Source organism: Chryseobacterium sp. ISL-6, assembly GCF_018613715.1.
GTDB classification, from domain to species: domain Bacteria; phylum Bacteroidota; class Bacteroidia; order Flavobacteriales; family Weeksellaceae; genus Chryseobacterium; species Chryseobacterium paludis.
Genome location: NZ_JAGGPT010000001.1, coordinates 195,076 through 213,128, shown reverse-complemented (window position 1 = coordinate 213,128; position 18,053 = coordinate 195,076). Strand labels below are relative to the sequence as shown.

10 protein-coding genes are annotated in these 18,053 nt (G+C 34.0%); 1 reads left to right on the top strand and 9 read right to left on the bottom strand.

Annotation, left to right across the window (positions count from 1 at the left end; translation table 11 throughout):
• Positions 1–102: 102 nt before the first annotated feature.
• The 9 genes from J7E44_RS00950 to J7E44_RS00910 all read right to left on the bottom strand — a co-directional run bounded on the left by J7E44_RS00950 (position 103) and on the right by J7E44_RS00910 (position 16,788).
• Entirely contained in the window at positions 103–2,838 is a 2,736-nt protein-coding gene (locus tag J7E44_RS00950) for a multicopper oxidase domain-containing protein (protein ID WP_251040439.1), read from the bottom strand.
• Between the two features lie 101 nt (positions 2,839–2,939).
• Positions 2,940–3,413: a DUF3347 domain-containing protein gene (locus J7E44_RS00945; protein WP_214824566.1), complete on the bottom strand. Its 474-nt coding sequence runs from the start codon at positions 3,411–3,413 to the stop codon at positions 2,940–2,942.
• A gap of 111 nt (positions 3,414–3,524) precedes the next feature.
• Positions 3,525–3,902 carry an HYC_CC_PP family protein gene (locus J7E44_RS00940; protein ID WP_214824564.1) on the bottom strand — a complete coding sequence of 126 codons (378 nt, stop codon included), beginning with the start codon at positions 3,900–3,902 and terminating at the stop codon, positions 3,525–3,527.
• 202 nt (positions 3,903–4,104) lie between these two features.
• On the bottom strand, positions 4,105–6,336 hold the full coding sequence (locus J7E44_RS00935) for a TonB-dependent receptor plug domain-containing protein (RefSeq protein WP_214824562.1): 2,232 nt from the start codon (positions 6,334–6,336) through the stop codon (positions 4,105–4,107).
• A 44-nt stretch (positions 6,337–6,380) separates the two neighbouring features.
• Positions 6,381–7,190, bottom strand: coding sequence for a 3-deoxy-8-phosphooctulonate synthase (kdsA, locus tag J7E44_RS00930; RefSeq protein ID WP_214824561.1), 810 nt, complete (start codon positions 7,188–7,190; stop codon positions 6,381–6,383).
• A 140-nt stretch (positions 7,191–7,330) separates the two neighbouring features.
• Positions 7,331–7,861 (bottom strand): DUF1697 domain-containing protein, encoded by a 531-nt coding sequence (locus J7E44_RS00925; protein ID WP_214824559.1) that lies wholly within the window; start codon positions 7,859–7,861, stop codon positions 7,331–7,333.
• Positions 7,862–7,936: 75 nt separating this feature from the next.
• Entirely contained in the window at positions 7,937–9,424 is a 1,488-nt protein-coding gene (locus J7E44_RS00920; protein ID WP_214824557.1) for a DUF8728 domain-containing protein, read from the bottom strand.
• Between the two features lie 90 nt (positions 9,425–9,514).
• Positions 9,515–13,000 carry a glycosyltransferase family 117 protein gene (locus J7E44_RS00915; RefSeq protein WP_214824555.1) on the bottom strand — a complete coding sequence of 1,162 codons (3,486 nt, stop codon included), beginning with the start codon at positions 12,998–13,000 and terminating at the stop codon, positions 9,515–9,517.
• Positions 13,001–13,302: 302 nt separating this feature from the next.
• Positions 13,303–16,788: a glycosyltransferase family 117 protein gene (locus J7E44_RS00910; RefSeq protein ID WP_214824554.1), complete on the bottom strand. Its 3,486-nt coding sequence runs from the start codon at positions 16,786–16,788 to the stop codon at positions 13,303–13,305.
• Positions 16,789–17,012: 224 nt separating this feature from the next.
• On the opposite strand from J7E44_RS00910, the gene J7E44_RS00905 reads away from it, so the two are divergent.
• A complete protein-coding gene (locus tag J7E44_RS00905; protein ID WP_214824551.1) occupies positions 17,013–18,050 on the top strand; it encodes a PLP-dependent cysteine synthase family protein in 1,038 nt (345 codons plus the stop codon).
• The last annotated feature ends 3 nt before the right edge of the window (positions 18,051–18,053 follow it).

The following is an 18,053-nucleotide window of genomic DNA, read 5'->3' as shown; positions in this document are numbered from 1 at the left end:
AAAGTGATCTGTTTTTTTTAAATTTATATCATAAAATAAATATACCACTTTCAAATATAAAGCAAGAAAAAACCGCCTCAGTGATGAGACGGTTTTTTTTATTTAATAAGTCAGTGTAACACCTGCTCCCCAACCCATTTCATTATCATAATTTCCTGAAATTGAGAACCATTTTTGTACGATATACCGTAGTCCTGTAGTAAATTCTCCATCAGAATTAAGACTAAAGTTTCCTCTTATCCTTCTGGAAATCGGAATATCCTCCCTGCTTAGCTCCAGTAATACTTTTCCATTCTGATCTACACTTGCATCTGCTGTAATCAACATAGGCAAAAGGTATTGTGCACCCACAATGAAAGTAGCCTTATTCTTTGAGGCGATGTTTTGTCCAAACCAGGTTTTCTTACCCTCATACTTCATTCCCATCTCTTCTGTCATTTGTCTTTCCATGATCTCATGATTCTTCTGAATCCTAAAACCGGCATAAGGAAGTGCCCATTGGAATTTCCCTAAGAATCTTCCTACTTTAAAATTTCCATCAAAATGATCGAAGTTCCAATTGGAATGAAATTCATTCAGATTAGCCCATCTCGGTCCGAACATCGTCATGGTTTCAGCATGTATTTTATTGCTTGCAATATCCAGCATCGCCATTGAGCTCACCATTCTGTTATCCTTAAGGAAATTTTTCCAGGCTAACTTCCTGTTTGGAAGCTGAGGATTGGGTTTAGAATCCTCATAGCTAAATATCCTTCCCATTCCAGCCATCATATGGTATAAAATGTGACAGTGAAAAAACCAGTCGCCATCCTGATTAGCAACAAATTCTATCGTGTTTGTTTCCATTGGCATAATATCCACTACATTTTTTAGTGGTGAGTACTCTCCTTTTGAATTGATCAGTCTAAAATCATGTCCGTGCAAATGCATTGGATGTCGCATCATCGAATTATTATACATTGTAATTCTCAGAATCTCTCCTTTCTTAACCAAAATCTTATCCGTTTCCGTCACTGTTTTATTATCTAGAGTCCACAGATAATGGTTCATGTTACCTTCCAATGTAAACTTAAGCTCTCTGACATTTTCGGTTGGAAGGATTGTTTTTTCAAGAGCTTTTAAAATATTATAGGAAAGCCTTTTAATCGTTTTTTCCTCTTTCATATCCATTCCAGAATGTTGGGAATGATCCTCTTTTTCATCTTTTGTTTTCACCCCCATCATTTCATTAATATGCTTCATCGTCATTTTCCGCTGGCTTTCAGAAAGTTCAGGGTACATCACTTCATTCATATCCATCATCTGGTTACCCATAGTCATATTCATAGGCTTCATATTTCCACTCATTTCCATCATTCCATTCATCATCTTCATTCCTTCAAAAAGTTTTAATCTTGGTAAATCAGGAGCTTCTACCTTTTCTCCTGATCCCAGCCAAAGTGAAGAATGTCCAATTCGGTCTTCCGAAGTAGCGCGAAATTCAAAACTTTTATCTTCAGGAATGGTCACCTCAATATCATAGGTTTCAGAAACTCCTACGATCAGACGATCAACTTCTGTAGGAACTACATCATTTCCATCATTACCCACGACTTTAATTTTTCCGCCACCATAATTTAACCAAAAGTAGGTTGAAGATCCACCGTTTGCCACTCTTAGCCTTACTTTATCTCCAGCTTTTAGATTGGAATACTCAGAACTTGGCAATCCGTTAATGAGAAATTTATCATAATACACATCACTTACATCCATCGCCTCCATTCTTTTCCATTCATTCAGGGCTTTTGTTCCAAAATTTCCAGATTTAATAGCTTCCCAATAACTTTGAACAGCATTCTTCTTAATAGCATACCAATCTGTATTGGCCATATGTAGTCTCCTGGCAATCTGCATTGGATCTTCATCACTCCAATCTCCAAGTAGTACAGGGATTTCCTTTGTATACTGCTCTGCCGGTTCTCCTTCCCTTTTCTTGAAAACTAAAATACCATTCATGCCAATCTGTTCCTGATGTCCCTGATGCGAATGATACCAATAGGTCCCATTTTGAGAAACTTTAAATTTATATAGATGAGTTTCTCCAGGTATTACAGGTTTTGTGGTAAGGTATGGAACTCCATCATGTTCATTGGGCAGAATAACTCCATGCCAATGAAATCCTGTGTTTTCCTTTAGCATATTATGAAGATAAATTTCAGCGGTATCACCTTCTGTAAAATATAAGGTCGGAGCCTGTAACTTACCGTTTACCGCAATAGCTCTTCTGTTCTTCCCTGTAAAGTTGACAATCGTATCTTTAACATACAGATCATAACGAACGGTTTTACCCCCAAAAGTAATTTTACCGTTCTCAGAATTTCTTCTTAAAACTGAGGTCTCTTCTTTCTGATTTTCTACCGTCTTTTGTTTCTGATCTTCCTTTTCTACCAAATCCATCCCACACTTAGGACATTTTCCCGGTTTATCGGAAATTACCTCTGGGTGCATCGGACAACTATAAGCTATCTGGGATTTTGAGAGCGTTTTAGGGTTAGAGATAGGTTGAGCTTTAGAGGTTATTTTTACATAACTCCTTTTCTCTGCCTCAGGCTTATTATTTCTCTTTATATCCTGAGTCTTTGTTTCTTGTTTTTCAATTGGCCTAGCTGTAGGTTTTGAAATAACTTTAGGCTTAATGGCAACAGTTTTTTTTACTAAGGTCATTCCACATTTCGGGCAGTCTCCAGGTTTTTGGGAAACTACTTCAGAATGCATTGGACAGGTATAGTAAGTTTTTGTCAATTGTGTGAAAGTAAAAACAGAGAACAAAAACATCAGAAATATTATTATTTTTCTCATAATATTTCGAGTTTATTTAAAGCTGTATAGTTCAATTAATCAATTAAAGTGAATTATAATTTAAACTATACAACTTACTATTTTATAGATCAATATAAAAATTAATTAATCTCAGTTTTAACATTTCCACATGAAAGCATTTTACTTCCGTAATAGGGATTTACAATTTGCTTTTCATCACTCAACCAACTTCCATCAGCCATTGGGCAGTACTGAACAAAAATTGGTTTTTCTGAAAGTTTAAATTGCTTTGTTAATGCAATCATATTATCAGAGAGATTAAGAAAAGTCTCTCTTTGTGTATTGATGCTTCTGGCCTCAGAAATAGCGGTAGCATCTTTTTTAAGAATCGTTAAGTTTCCTTCTGAAACTACTTTATAGTCAATTGTTGAAGCCGTTTTAATGAATTCTGATGCTGCTTTTGACGTTTTATCAGCATCATCGGATGCCAATGCTGTTTTAATAGCAATATAATTTTTATATAACTTTGAAACCTGAGGATTTGATTTTGATTGTGCAGACACAAAAATCATTGAAAATAAAGAGAATACTGCGGTTACGATATACTTTTTCATTGTTTTAAAATTTAGAATTAAATAAGTTTTTAATAAGAATAACTGAGAGTCGCCTATTGCGACAAAACTTGCCGTTCGTTATAATGAAACCATTAAACGAAGAACTTAATTCTAAATTCTGAAATTACAATGTGTAATAAAGATAGGTATAGATCGATTTTCAGGTGGTGCATTGATCTGAATTGATGTAAATTTTACAGCTGAAAAAGAGTGATCCGTAAAGAAAAACTCATGGTTTTGAAATTCAGCAATCTGTTTTAAAAAATCAATTTTTAAGAAATCTGATTTTTGTGAATCATCAACTTTTACAACTTTGATTTCTGTTTTACAACAATCCTTTTTAGTTTTAACACCGCATTTAGCACAAATATCATCTGTCTTCTGACTTACTGATACCATTTCCTGCATACAATAATGTACACTGAAAACTGCTCCGGAAGAAAATCCAAAGTAGAAAACAGAAAACAATATGGCAAGAATCTTTTTCATATGCTGAAGCAAAGGTAAAAATAACTTTCTAGCAATTGTTATAAAATTATGTAATGTTGTTATAAAATTCGGAAAACAGCAAATAAAAAACTCCTGAAAATTTCAGAAGTTTATATTGTCTTTATTTCTCGCGCATTATGCAGATTGAGCAGATTTCCAACCTTTGCTACTTAATACTTTATATCTGCTGCCAAATAACTATTTATTTAATCTTAAATTCAAGTTTCACATTAAAGAATCTTCCTGTTAATCGAACTGGAACAGGATACATAAAATTGGTATTCGCATCTGTAATCCATTGATTGGCTACTGTATTTCTAATATTAAATGCATTGAAAACCTGTACTCCCAAAATTAATTCTTCAAAATTGCCCCAGAATCCATATTTCTGCTTTTTATCTTTAGAATCGATAAATACTTTAGACAACCCGATATCCACTCTTTTATAGGAAGGTAATGTTCTCTGATATTGATAAGCAGCATTTACGTCAGGCGCACCATTCTGGTCTAATATAATTGGTGCTCCAGTTGGTAGTCCCATTGCATAAGTTAGTGTAAGATTCACCCTCATTGAAGGATATTGAGGCATATAATCCTGATAGAACATCGCAAACCTTAACCTTTGATCGGTAGGTCTTGGAATATTTCCTTTCCCATCAATATTTTCATACACTCTGGCATAACTTGCAGATAACCAAGAATCGATCCCTGGTACAAATTCACCAAATAATCTGGTATCAATTCCATAAGCATAACCAGTAGCATTATTATTACCAGAATAACGGATTCTTACATTATCCATGTAGTATGGAATAAGATCATCCATTTTTTTATAGTAAGCTTCTGTCGTCAATTTAAATGGACGGTCATACATCTGGAATTCATAATCATTCGCTAAAATCACCTGTAACGAACGCTGAGATTTTATTGTATTGTTAAAGTTTCCATCCAGATCTTTAATTTCTTTGTAGAAAGGTGCCTGATAATATACCCCTCCTGAAAGCCTGAAAAGCATATCAGTTTCCCAATCAGGTTTAACAGCAAATTGTACACGTGGAGAGAAAATAGTCTCATTATTAAAACTCCAGTGAGAAACTCTTGCTCCAGCATTAATGAAAACTTTTTTCGTTCCCCAGTAAAATTTCTGTGAATATTGTGCGTAAGCAGATAACCTTGTGGGTTCAATGGCATTTTGACCAGCGATTCTATAGAATAATTTAAGATCTCCAGGAGTTCCAAATCTTGGATCATCAATAGCTACCGGAGTACTATATCCCGCAGAGTCTACCAATTTCCATTCATTGGTAAGATCTTTCAGATTTTCTTTTTCAAATTTAAATCCAACTTCAATATCTGTGTTTACATTAGGTGAAAAACGTCCTCTGAGCTGTGTTCCATAAGTCCTTACAAAAAGGTCATTTCTTGCATGATCTATTTGTCCTCCTGTATCATATGTTGTAAGAGGTGCTCCTGTGATAGGATCAAAGGTCTGTAGTATATATTGAGATTGTATAGAATAATATTCTCTTTCACGGTTTTGGTACGCAAAAGCATCCAAGGTGAACTTCCATTGATCTGATGGTTTGTAGTTCATAGAAAGAGTTCCCATCATGTTTTTATACTTGTCATTTTCTTTTCCAGCATAAAAAACAGTTAGATTAAGAGGTCTTTGAAGACTTCCAAAATCAACACTTCTTTCTTTGGGGATCATTTCGTAATCATTCTTAGAATAGTATCCTACGAATGAGAGACTTAGCTTCGGATTGATATGATAGTTGATATAAGACTGGAAATCCCAATAAGTAGGATTAAAGTTAGTATCTTCTTTCAAAGTATTCAGAACAAGGTTTGTATTTCTGTATCTTCCAGAAAATAAGGCTGTCAGTTTTTTATTCTTTGAAGCTAAACCTGCGGTCAATCTTCCACCAATTAAACTTGCTTCTCCTGAGAGCTCAAATTTTTCGGGTTCCCGATAATAGATATTTAAAGCAGAAGACATTTTATCTCCATATCTTGGTTCAAAACCTCCTGCCGAGAAATTAACTGTTGACACCATATCCGGATTAATGATACTCAATCCCTCCTGTTGAGAATTTCTAATCAGGAAAGGTCTGTAAATTTCAATATCATTAATATAAATAAGGTTTTCATCATAGTTTCCACCACGAACCATATATTGCGAAGAAAGCTCTGTGTTGGAGTTTACGGATGGCAGGGTTTTAAGGATCCCTTCTATTCCTCCGGAAATACTAGCAACATTTTTAGCGTCTTTAGCTGAAATTTTTACAGTACTAAGGTCAGTTGTTCGTCCTACGACTTTTTTCTGGAACACGACTTCCTCAATATCTGTGACTTTTGTAGTATCTTTCTTTTTTGTTTGAGAGAACACTAACATGGGAACCATAAGGCTCAGTGGTAAAACTAGTTTTTTCAAAAGAAATGTTTTAAGAATTTCTAAAATTAAGTATTTTTTAACAACTACAAAATCGATTCTCTAATTCTTGTTAATTTTTGTAACAAATCTTCTAATAAATCTAATCTTAACATGTTGGCTCCATCAGATAATGCAGTTTCTGGTGTAGGATGTGTTTCTATAAAAAGTCCATCTGCTCCAACAGCAATTCCTGCTTTAGCAATGGTTTCAATTAAGTCCGGTCTTCCTCCTGTAACACCAGAGTTTTGATTAGGCTGTTGTAGAGAATGCGTAACATCCAGAATAACAGGCGCATATTGTCTCATCGTTGGAATACCTCTATAATCAACGATTAAATCTGTATATCCGAAAGAGTTTCCTCTTTCAATGATCGCTACTTTCTGATTATTAGAATCCGTTATTTTCTGAACAGCAAATTTCATGGATTCCGGAGAAAGGAATTGTCCTTTTTTCAAGGTAACACATTTTCCTGTTTCTGCTGCAGCAACCAATAGATCGGTCTGACGTACTAGAAATGCAGGGATCTGTAAAACATCTACATACTGAGCCGCTAAAGCTGCGTGCTCATTTTCATGAATATCTGTAGTGGTTGGAATATTAAAAGTCTCTCCAACTTTTTTTAGAATTTCTAAAGATTTTTCCTCACCAATAGTAGTAAATGAATCTACTCTACTTCTGTTAGCTTTCTTAAAGCTTCCTTTAAAAATATATGGAATGTTATATTTATTGGTAATTTCTATTATCTTCTCTGCAATCCTCAACGCCATATCTTCCCCTTCAATAATACAAGGACCTGCTGTAAGAAAAAAGTTTTTTGAATCTTTGTGTTGGATATTATCTAAATACTGAATCATTTTATTATAATTAAAAGTTCAGTAAAAATACTTATAAAGTTTCAGAATCGGAAATAATTTAAAACCTTAATAGTATTAAGAGTCTAAACAAAATTTTAATAGTAAGGTTTTAATAAAACAATTAAGAAACGATACTGTTATTAAGAATTCATTTTTTTTAAAATCTTTTCAAAAGTATTGATATTTCTGCTTGTAAACTGGTCTTTCATGCTTTTTTTACCTAAAATTTTACCAAAGCTGGAATCTAACGTATTTCCTTTAGGAACCTGCCAGTAAAAAATATCATTAATGATTTCTCCTTTTTCATTTTCAACCTTAGAAGACTCTTCAAATTCTTTCATTAAAACCGCTTCTACTCCTTTATTTCCAACAAAAGTATAACTATGGAAATTTTCATTTTTTTCAAAAGGGTTTCCACTCCAGAAATTCTCTATCTCTTTTAAAGATTTAATAAACAAAAAAGCTTCGTAAGAAAAATACTCCGACATTGATTTCTCAAGAATTTTCTTTAAATCGGATACATTCTTCTCTGAAGAAAAAACAATATTTCCTGATGCCAAAATAGAACTTACATTTTCCATTCCTGCATCTTTAAAAACGTTGCAGACATCAGCCATTTTCATATTTGTTCCTTTTACATTGACACCTCTAAGAAAAGCACAGTATTTCATATTTTTAGTTTTATATTATATAGGTTGCAGATTAAAGGTTGTAGGTAATGAATTTAGCGAAATAATACATAATCCTCAATTCTTAATTCTCACATATAAATTATAATCCGTTCCCGAAGGTTTCAGCTTATAAATCTTTTCAAGAATTGTATTGTTACTTTTAAGATGATCCTTAATTCTGAATTCTTCTAATAATCTATAGTGGGTCCTATAATATTCAGCATCCGGAGTCTTAAATAAATCATTGTACGAAAGCAGATATTTTGGTTTCCTGTGTTTTACGGTATTAATCCAGTAATGTGCTTTATCCTTCTTTATTTCACTCTGAATCTTCTTATCTACCAATCCTACTTCATCAATGGTCTTTAATCCCGAGAAATAAGGAATATATCCTGCCGGTTCCAATAATATCCATTGCTTTTTATCTTTCTCGTAAAAGTTTAGAGATATTCCAATTGACCTTCTGTAATTCCATTCCCCATTTCCTGTTGCAATAGAATGAATAGTCTGAAAAAGCAACATGGGTAGAATATAGATGATAATTAGCAGAAACAGCCATAGGTTTCTTTTAACCTTTTGCTCCAATACAAATATTAAAACAGGAACAAAAAGTAAGATCTGCGGAACCCAGTAATACCAGTCAAAAAGACTTTTTTGGGACAGAAAGATCAATTGTTTTACCCAACCGAAAAGAAAGATCATCCATAGAAAATAATTTCTTTTTTCTTTCTGACGGATCAGAAATATAAAACAAACCAGTTCAAAGATCAGAACAAGTATGGTGAATGGATTGAAATTTCCAGGTAATTTTAACATGCCCCAGAAGTTTCCGTAATTGGTCATAAAATATTCCACATCCTGGCTAAATGTAAAATTCTTGTCGTAAAGAAGTTTTTTGGCAACAATGGTATTATTAACCCATTCGCCGAAATAAAACCAGTTAAAAACAAGGGCAACAGAAACACCTAATACACCACCTATGATATAGCTCCATCTTACTTTTTTATTCCAGAAAATATCAATTAAAAAAACGATTCCCAGGAAAATTACGGTATCAATTCTTGTAAATAAGATCAGTATCGGAAGTACTATAAACGCCCATTTTTTTTCTTTTTTAAACCCATAATACAGCAAAGCCATTTCTAAAAAGAAGAGAATCCCATATTCCATGCCCAGGATAGAAATTTTTATAGAAGGCGGTAATATCCCAAACAGGAAAATAAAAATTGCTTTATGCCAGGGATTTTTTAGGAGTAAATGAGATAAAAACAAACTCCCTATTGTGAAAAGAATTGAATTAAAAATAAGAAGAGGTTCAATGAAATATTCTTTCCCAAATATAAGATTGAACAGATAAGAAACAAAAACATATAAATGGGTTGTTGACGCTGAAATTCTGGTTTCGCCATTAAATCCAATCACCCCATAATCCATTAGGTTTTGAGCAACTCTCCAGGTGATGAATGCGTCTTCCTGAATATGGTGCGTCAATAAAAAGAGGAGCTTAAAAATAACTGTAAAAATTACAGCATAAATTGGGAGTTTATTTGTTCTTTCTGACATTGTGCTTCTTTAATGGCACAAATATAATCTTAAAAATTTATGAATACAATAACAAAAAACGGAACCGAAGTTCCGTTTTAAATATATTTTCTATTGTGTTGCTTTCATAATAGATGTGGTAATCTGATCTTCTTTTTTCTTGGAATAAGTAGAATCAAAGGGTTCCATGATATCAAATAAATACTGATAGAATGGCGTGATCTTCTGTACATTTTCAGATTCACTCATAGCTTTCTCTTTACCCATCTGTCGGAGGTTTTTCACAAACACATTGAACTTTTTGTCTATAGGTTCTATAGATTTCACAAGGTAGTCATAGGCTTTATCTTTTTGTCCGATCGCTTTGTAGGCATTAGTAACAGATGAAACAACAAGAGAATATTCCATCGGTTTGGATCCCATTTGTCTCCTTAAATACTTTTGTTCACCACGACTAAGACTTGCATAATAATCATATTCTTCAAAAATTCCTTTCTTAAGTGTTTCTGCCAGTTTCAATCCTTTCTGTTCCTGACCTGCCACAATATATCCATAAACAAGAGAACTTAAGGAACGGGGATCATTATACTTTTCTACAGGAATTTCTTTTGCTGCAAGATCCAATAATTCAACCGCTTTAGCTTTTTGGCCACTTGAAGATAATGCTCCCACAGCTCTGCTAACTGTTGATCTATAGCCTATAATATTCGATGTTGCTGTTTCATCGTAATGATTTTTAAGATCCTTAAAATTGCCCCATTTGAGGTTCTTCACCACATTGTATAGTGAATTGGCATCTACTCTACCCATATCGCCTTCAGGATTTGGAGGTGTATGAATAGGAACCAGTCGATAACTGAAGCCATCAAACTGCAAATAATCATCCAGATAAAAAATATTCTCACTGTCATAGACCCCTCCTGAGGAGAAGTTAATCGGTCTCTTCCAATCGAAATTGGCAAAAATATCAAACATCATAAGGTTTCCTTTAAAAAGTGTATTTGCCTTATAATCGATCATGATCTGATTTACTGTATTCGGTAAATCCGCCTGATTGATGATTCCTGCTTTTAAGGCATTTTCTTTATTAACAGGTAGAATAAATTTGCTTACCGGTAAGAAATTGTATTTCTCATAATGTGTTTCTCCAAAGATCATTTTCAAAATCTCATCCTTCTCCGGAGATTTCATCTTAAGAAAACTCATTGCTTCTTTAAGGGTAATAGAATCCTGAGTAAGATATTTTCTAAAAGATTGAAGTTCTGTTGAAGGAGCTCCCTGCTCCTGAAGGTTACTGAAAATATTCTGCCAGTTTTCCTTTTTCATTACATAGATCTGATCATTAACCCCGTCTTTATAATCATCATGGGTCAGCTGTCCCGGAATAGGATTCGCATTATATGTCTTTCTCTTTACCTGATCACAATACCACGGAGTCGAAAGTAACGTGAAATTAACTGATTTTACATCATCACGCAATCTTTCTGTCTCCTGAATTGCCCAAACCGGAAATGTATCATTATCTCCATAAAGAAATATAATATCCTCTTTTGGTAAAGACTTTATAAATGAATAAGCATAATCATGAGCCGCAGATTTACGACTACGGTCATGTACATTGTAGTTCTGGAAGCCCATCATAAATGGCACTCCTAATAAGAGTACTCCTATTGCGATATTTGCTCCATTCGACTTTATTTTAGATTGCAAGAACCATAAAATAGCTCCTGCACCTAAACCTATCCAAATGGCAAATGCATAGAAGGAGCCCACCATAGCATAATCCCTTTCTCTAACTTCAAAGGGTTTTACTCCGGTATAAAAAACAATTCCAGCTCCTGTCAATATAAATAAAGACAGCAATGCATAGAACCTTCCAAAATCTTTGTTTAACTGAAAGAAGAAACCTATTAATCCCAAGATCAACGGTAAGAAGAAAAAGGCAACTGTACTTTCATTTTTGAACTTAGCAGGCATTTTATCCTGATTACCCCACAAAGCATTGTCAATAAAAGAAAAACCTGAGATCCAATTCCCATTGGTACTTTCCATGTGACCTTCCCTGTCATTTTGCCTTCCGACAAAGTTCCACATCAGGTATCTGGCGAAATAATATCCGTTCTGAAAGGTAAAGAAATAATCCATATTCTGAGCCAGGGAAGGTTTTTGAACCTTTATTAGATCATATTCTTTTACTTTTAAATAATCTGATGCAGTAATAGATTTATCTTCATATTTCTTTCTTAGTTCTTCAAAAATCTGTTTAGCCTGAGGATTATCTGCTACCTCTTCGTTATCATAATTAAAAGTAAAATCAGGTGCTCCATACATTGAAATGTAATTAGCCATTACATCCTTATCTTCATTAAACATCCTTGGCATTAAACTTACCTGGGATTTACTGAATACATAATTAAAACGATCTCCCGTTTTTCTGTAGATACCCGCTTTTTCATCTTTTTCATAAATGTCACCGGTCTTTTGCGTCTTGTAACTTCCATCTTCATTTTTTTCAATCCCATTTGCATCAAGGAATGCTGTATAGTTCTGTCCGTAAATTGTTGGCCAGTCTCCATACTGAGCTCTGTTATAATAATCCAGCATACCAATTGCTGTATCCGGATCATTAAGGTTCATTGGTGGATTTGCATTGGCTCTGATCGGAATCACCATCCAACATGAAAAACCAATGATCATATAAACTATCGATAATGCAATGGTTTGAAGTATATTTCTTTTCGTCTTTCTTGCATATTTAATAATTAAATAACAAAGAACAATCATAAGAAGAAACGCTACAATAGTTCCTGAGTGGAAAGGAAGTCCTAAACCATTAACAAAAAATATTTCAAGTTTCCCAAACATCGTCATGATCAATGGGAAGATAATTTTAAATACAATGATCAGGATACCAAGTGTAATTAAATTTGCCCAGATAAAATTTTTCCAGGTAAATTTATAATTTCGGGTGTAGTATACTAAGCAAATAGCAGGAATTGATAACATGCACATCATGTGCACACCCACAGAAAGTCCTACAATAAAGAAGATAAGGATGATCCATCTCTCATTGTCAACCGCATTATATTCATTTTCCCATTTTGTAATCAGCCAGACCAAAAGCGCAATAAACATCGAGGCCATTGAATAAACTTCTCCCTCTACCGCAGAAAACCAGAAGGTATCGGAGAAAGTGAAACATAATGCTCCAATTACGCCTGCAAATAAAATAGAAATTTCCTGATGTTTGGTTACTTCTTCAAATTCTTTTTTCAAAAGCCTTCTTACAAAATGAGTAATCGTCCAGAACAAGAATAAAATAGTAAATGCGCTGAACAGCGCAGACATCGCATTGATGACAATAGCATAATTATCTTCCTTTCCAAATGCAAAAATGGCAGCTACTGCGCCCATGATCTGAAAAAAAGCAGCTCCAGGAGCGTGTGTTACTTCTAGTTTAACTGCTGAAGAAATATACTCCCCACAATCCCAGAAACTCAAATAATGCTCTATTGTTGATAAATATGTAAAAAGTGCAATGATGAAAATTCCCCACCCTAAAACGGTGTTCCATTGCTTAAAAGTCCAATTCTTCATATAAAAATTAATTTCTAATAACCTTTTCTAAATAAATTTTTTATCAAATTCAGGATACACTCCAGTAAAGTTCCAAAGATACTTTTTTCAAGGCTTTCTGATAACATTTGTTAAAATAATTTACTTAATGGTGAATATTTATTTTTGAACTTTAACTTTTTAGGAATACCGTTAGGACTTATGTAATTAAACAACGGAATACAACTCATTATATTCCATTGTTTTAGTATTAATTAAAAGCTTAACAGAATAATAGGGCAATAAAAAAACGGAACCAAGTTCCGTTTTTAAAATTATGCTTTCTATTGTGTTGCTTTCATAATGGCTGTAGTAATCTGATTTTCCTTTTCTTTTGAATAAGTAGAATCAAAAGGTTCCATGATATCAAATAAGTACTGATAGAATGGTGTGATCTTCTGTACATTTTCAGATTCACTCATTGCCTTCTCTTTACCCATCTGTTGAAGATCTTTTACGAACACATTGAACTTTTTATCAATTGGCTCTATCGATTTCACAAGATAGTCATAGGCTTTATCTTTTTGTCCGATCGCTTTGTAGGCATTAGTAACAGATGAAACAACAAGAGAATATTCCATTGGTTTGGACCCCATTTGTCTTCTCAGATATCTTTGCTCACTTGGAGTAAGGCTTAAATAATAATCATATTCTTCAAAAATTCCTTTCTTAAGTGTTTCTGCCAGTTTCAATCCTTTCTGCTCCTGACCTGCCACAATATATCCATAAACGATAGAACTTAATGAACGGGGATCATTATACTTTTCTACAGGAATTTCTTTTGCTGCAAGATCCAATAATTCAACCGCTTTAGCTTTTTGGCCATTTAGAGAAAGAGCAGCTGCTGCTCTACTTGCAGCACTTCTGTAGCTGATAATATTAGAAGTAGCGGTTTCATCAAAATGAGCATTAAGATCTTTAAAATTACCCCATTTGAAGTTTTTCACCACATTATATAGTGAATTGGCATCTACTCTACCCATATCACCATCAGAATTTGGAGGTGTATGAATAGGAATCAAACGATAACTGAAACCATCCAATTGAAGATAATCATCTAAATAGAAAATATTCTCACTGTCATAGATTCCTCCAGAAGAGAAATTAATCGGTCTTTTCCAATCGAAGTTGGCAAGAATATCAAACATTATCAGATTATTTTTATAGAGTGTATTCGCTTTATAATCGATCATGATCTGATTCACCGTATTTGGTAAATCAGCCTGATTAATGATTCCTGCTTTTAAGGCATTCTCTTTATTAACAGGTAGAATAAATTTGCTTACCGGTAGAAAATTGTATTTCTCATAACGTGCTTCACCAAATATCATTTTCAGTACTTCATCCTTTTCAGGGGATTTCATCTTAATGAAATTGATTGCTTCTTTAAGGGTAATAGAATCCTGTGTAAGGTATTTTTTAAAGGATTGGAATTCTGTTGAAGGAGCTCCCTGTTCCTGAAGGTTACTGAAAATATTTTGCCAGTCCTCTTTTTTCATCAGATAGATCTGATCATTCACTCCATCTCTGTAATCCTCATGTGTTAACTGACTAGGAATAGGATTCGCATTATATGTCTTTCTCTTTACCTGATCAATATTCCATGGAGTGGATAAAAGAGTAAAGTTAACTACTTTTACATCATCACGGAAGTTTTCTGTTTCCTGAAGTCCCCAAACCGGATACGTATCATTATCTCCATACACAAATAAGATATCTTCTTTAGGTAAGGATTTTAACACTGAGTATGAATAATCATAGGCAGTATATCTGTTACTCCTATCGTGTACATTATAATTCTGGAATCCCATCATAAAAGGTACTCCCAATAAAACAATCCCTGCAATAATATTCGCAGCGTTGGATTTAATTTTAGATTGTACAAACCACAAGATAGCTCCTGCACCTAAACCTATCCAAATGGCAAATGCGTAGAAGGAGCCCACCATAGCATAATCTCTCTCTCTTGGTTCAAAAGGTTTTACTCCCGTATAAAAGACGATTCCAACACTTGTGATCACAAATAATGATAATATAGCGTAGAACCTTCCAAAGTCTCTGTTAAGCTGAAAGAAGAAACCTATTAATCCCAAGATCAACGGTAAGAAGAAAAAGGCAACCGTACTTTCATTTTTGAACTTAGCAGGCATTTTATCCTGATTACCCCACAAAGCATTGTCAATAAAAGAAAAACCTGAAATCCAGTTTCCTTTTGTATTTTCCATATTTCCTTCCAGATCATTCTGTCTACCCACATAGTTCCACAACAGGTATCTTACAAAGTAATATCCGTTCTGAAAAGTAATAAAGTAGTCCATATTCTGAGCCAGAGAAGGCTTCTGAACCGTAATAAGATCATATGGTTTTACTTTTAAATAATCTGCTGCGGTAATAGATTTATCTTCGTATTTCTTTCTTAGTTCTTCAAAAATCTGTTTAGCCTGAGGATTATCTGCTACATCTTCATTTCCATAGTTAAAAGTAAAGTCAGGTGCTCCGTACATTGAAATGTAATTAGCCATTACTGCTTTATCTTCATTAAACATCCTTGGCATTAAACTTACCTGGGATTTACTGAATACATAATTAAAACGATCTCCTGTTTTTCTGTAGGTCCCCGTTTTTTCATCTTTTTCGAAGATCTCTCCTGTTTTCTGTGTTTTAAAACTTCCATCTTCATTTTTTTCAATTCCATTTGCATCAAGGAATGCTGTATAGTTCTGTCCGTAAATTGTTGGCCAGTCTCCATACTGCTCTCTGTTATAATAATCCAGCATACCAATTGCTGTATCCGGATCATTAAGGTTCATTGGTGGATTTGCATTGGCTCTGATCGGAATTACCATCCAACATGAAAAACCTATCATCATATAAACTACAGATAATGCAACCGTTTGATAAACATTTTTTTTACTTCTTCTCGCATATTTAATAATTAAATAACAAAGGACAATCATAAGAATAAACGCTACGATAGTTCCTGAGTGGAAAGGAAGTCCTAAACCATTAACAAAGAATATTTCAAGTTTCCCAAACATCGTCATGATCAATGGGAAGATAATTTTAAATACAATGATCAGAATTCCAAGTGTAATTAAGTTAGCCCAGATAAAATTTTTCCAGGTAAATTTATAATTTCGGGTGTAGTATACTAAGCAAATAGCAGGAATTGATAACATACACATCATGTGTACCCCTACAGAAAGTCCTACAATAAAGAAAATAAGAATAATCCATCTCTCATTATCCGCGGCACTGTATTCATTTTCCCATTTTGTAATCAGCCAGACCAAAAGCGCAATAAACATCGAGGCCATAGAATATACTTCTCCTTCTACCGCAGAAAACCAGAAGGTATCCGAGAATGTAAAGCATAAAGCTCCAATTACCCCAGCAAATAAAATAGAAATTTCCTGATGTTTGGTTACTTCTTCAAAATCTTTGTTCAAAAGCCTTCTCACAAAATGAGTAATCGTCCAGAACAAAAATAAAATAGTAAACGCGCTGAACATTGCGGACATCGCATTGATGACAATAGAATAATTTTCACCTTTTCCTAATGCAAAAATGGCCGCTACTGCGCCCACAATTTGAAATAAAGCAGCTCCAGGAGCGTGCGTTACTTCTAATTTAACTGCTGAAGAAATATACTCACCACAATCCCAAAAACTAAGCTTAGGTTCTATCGTTGATAAGTACGTGAAAAATGCAATGACGAAAGTAACCCACCCTAAAACGGTGTTCCATTGCCTAAAAGTCCAGTTTTTCATAGTATAAAATCAATTACGCGAAAATAGGGCTTTTATCTCATTTTATGCCGATTTTAACAAATTTTAAAAATACTGGTGTGGTATTTGCGATAATAATGGAGCAATGATTGAGGAAGGAAAAATAACGAATTAACTAATGGCGACTTAGAAATCAAACAAAAGTTTAGAAATTATTTATTTTTTTGTATTTTTGCCCTCAGATTTTTATTGAAAAATAACAAATAATGAGTAATGTTTACGATAATATCCTTGGCCTTATAGGAAATACTCCTATGGTGAAGCTAAATACTGTAACGAAAGATATTCCTGCAACTGTTTATGCCAAGTTAGAATCATATAATCCTGGACATTCCACTAAAGATAGAATCGCACTTCATATTATAGAAAACGCTGAGAAGAAAGGTTTATTAAAAGAAGATTCTGTAATTGTAGAGACCACTTCCGGAAACACTGGATTCTCTCTTGCAATGGTTTGCATCATCAAAGGATACAAATGCATTCTTGCTGTAAGTGACAAAACAAAACCGGAGAAGATTGCCTATCTGAAAGCACTTGGTGCTGTGGTATATGTCTGTCCTGCGAATGTAGCAGCAAATGACCCGAGATCTTATTATGAAGTGGCAAAAAGAGTTGCTTCAGAAACGCCTAATTCCGTTTATATCAATCAGTATTTTAATGAGTTGAATATTGATGCCCATTACCAAACTACAGGACCGGAGATTTGGGAGCAGACGGAGGGAAAAATAACCCATCTTTTTGCTTGTACCGGAACTGGTGGAACTTTATCGGGATCAGGAAAATTTTTGAAAGAAAAAAATCCAGATATCAAAATTATCGGAGTAGATGCAGATGGTTCTATTCTGAAAAGTTATCATGAAACTGGAAAAATTAATAAAGAAGATGTTCATCCTTACCAGATTGAAGGAATGGGAAAAAACCTGATTCCTGCTGCTTTGCTTTTTGACAAAGTAGATGAATTCGTAAGGGTAAACGATGAAATGTCTGCATATAGAACTCGTGAAATAGCATTAAAGGAAGCCATCATGGGTGGTTATACAACAGGAGCTGTGACACAGGCATTGATACAGTATGCACAATCTCACGAATTTTCAAAAGACGATCTTGTTGTTTTAATATATCCGGATCACGGATCAAGATATATCACTAAAGTATATAGTGACAAATGGATGGCTGAGCAAGGTTTTGTAAATAATTGTGTACACAATTACGATGAAGTTTTTAAAACAGAATTCATTAAATAGAAA

Bases quoted from the DNA above. Each gene is read 5' to 3' on its own strand.
- J7E44_RS00950 (WP_251040439.1), bottom strand. From the start codon at position 2,838: ATGAGAAAAATAATAATATTTCTGATGTTTTTGTTCTCTGTTTTTACT.
- J7E44_RS00945 (WP_214824566.1), bottom strand. From the start codon at position 3,413: ATGAAAAAGTATATCGTAACCGCAGTATTCTCTTTATTTTCAATGATT.
- J7E44_RS00940 (WP_214824564.1), bottom strand. From the start codon at position 3,902: ATGAAAAAGATTCTTGCCATATTGTTTTCTGTTTTCTACTTTGGATTT.
- kdsA (WP_214824561.1), bottom strand. From the start codon at position 7,190: ATGATTCAGTATTTAGATAATATCCAACACAAAGATTCAAAAAACTTT.
- J7E44_RS00925 (WP_214824559.1), bottom strand. From the start codon at position 7,861: ATGAAATACTGTGCTTTTCTTAGAGGTGTCAATGTAAAAGGAACAAAT.
- J7E44_RS00920 (WP_214824557.1), bottom strand. From the start codon at position 9,424: ATGTCAGAAAGAACAAATAAACTCCCAATTTATGCTGTAATTTTTACA.
- J7E44_RS00915 (WP_214824555.1), bottom strand. From the start codon at position 13,000: ATGAAGAATTGGACTTTTAAGCAATGGAACACCGTTTTAGGGTGGGGA.
- J7E44_RS00910 (WP_214824554.1), bottom strand. From the start codon at position 16,788: ATGAAAAACTGGACTTTTAGGCAATGGAACACCGTTTTAGGGTGGGTT.
- J7E44_RS00905 (WP_214824551.1), top strand. From the start codon at position 17,013: ATGAGTAATGTTTACGATAATATCCTTGGCCTTATAGGAAATACTCCT.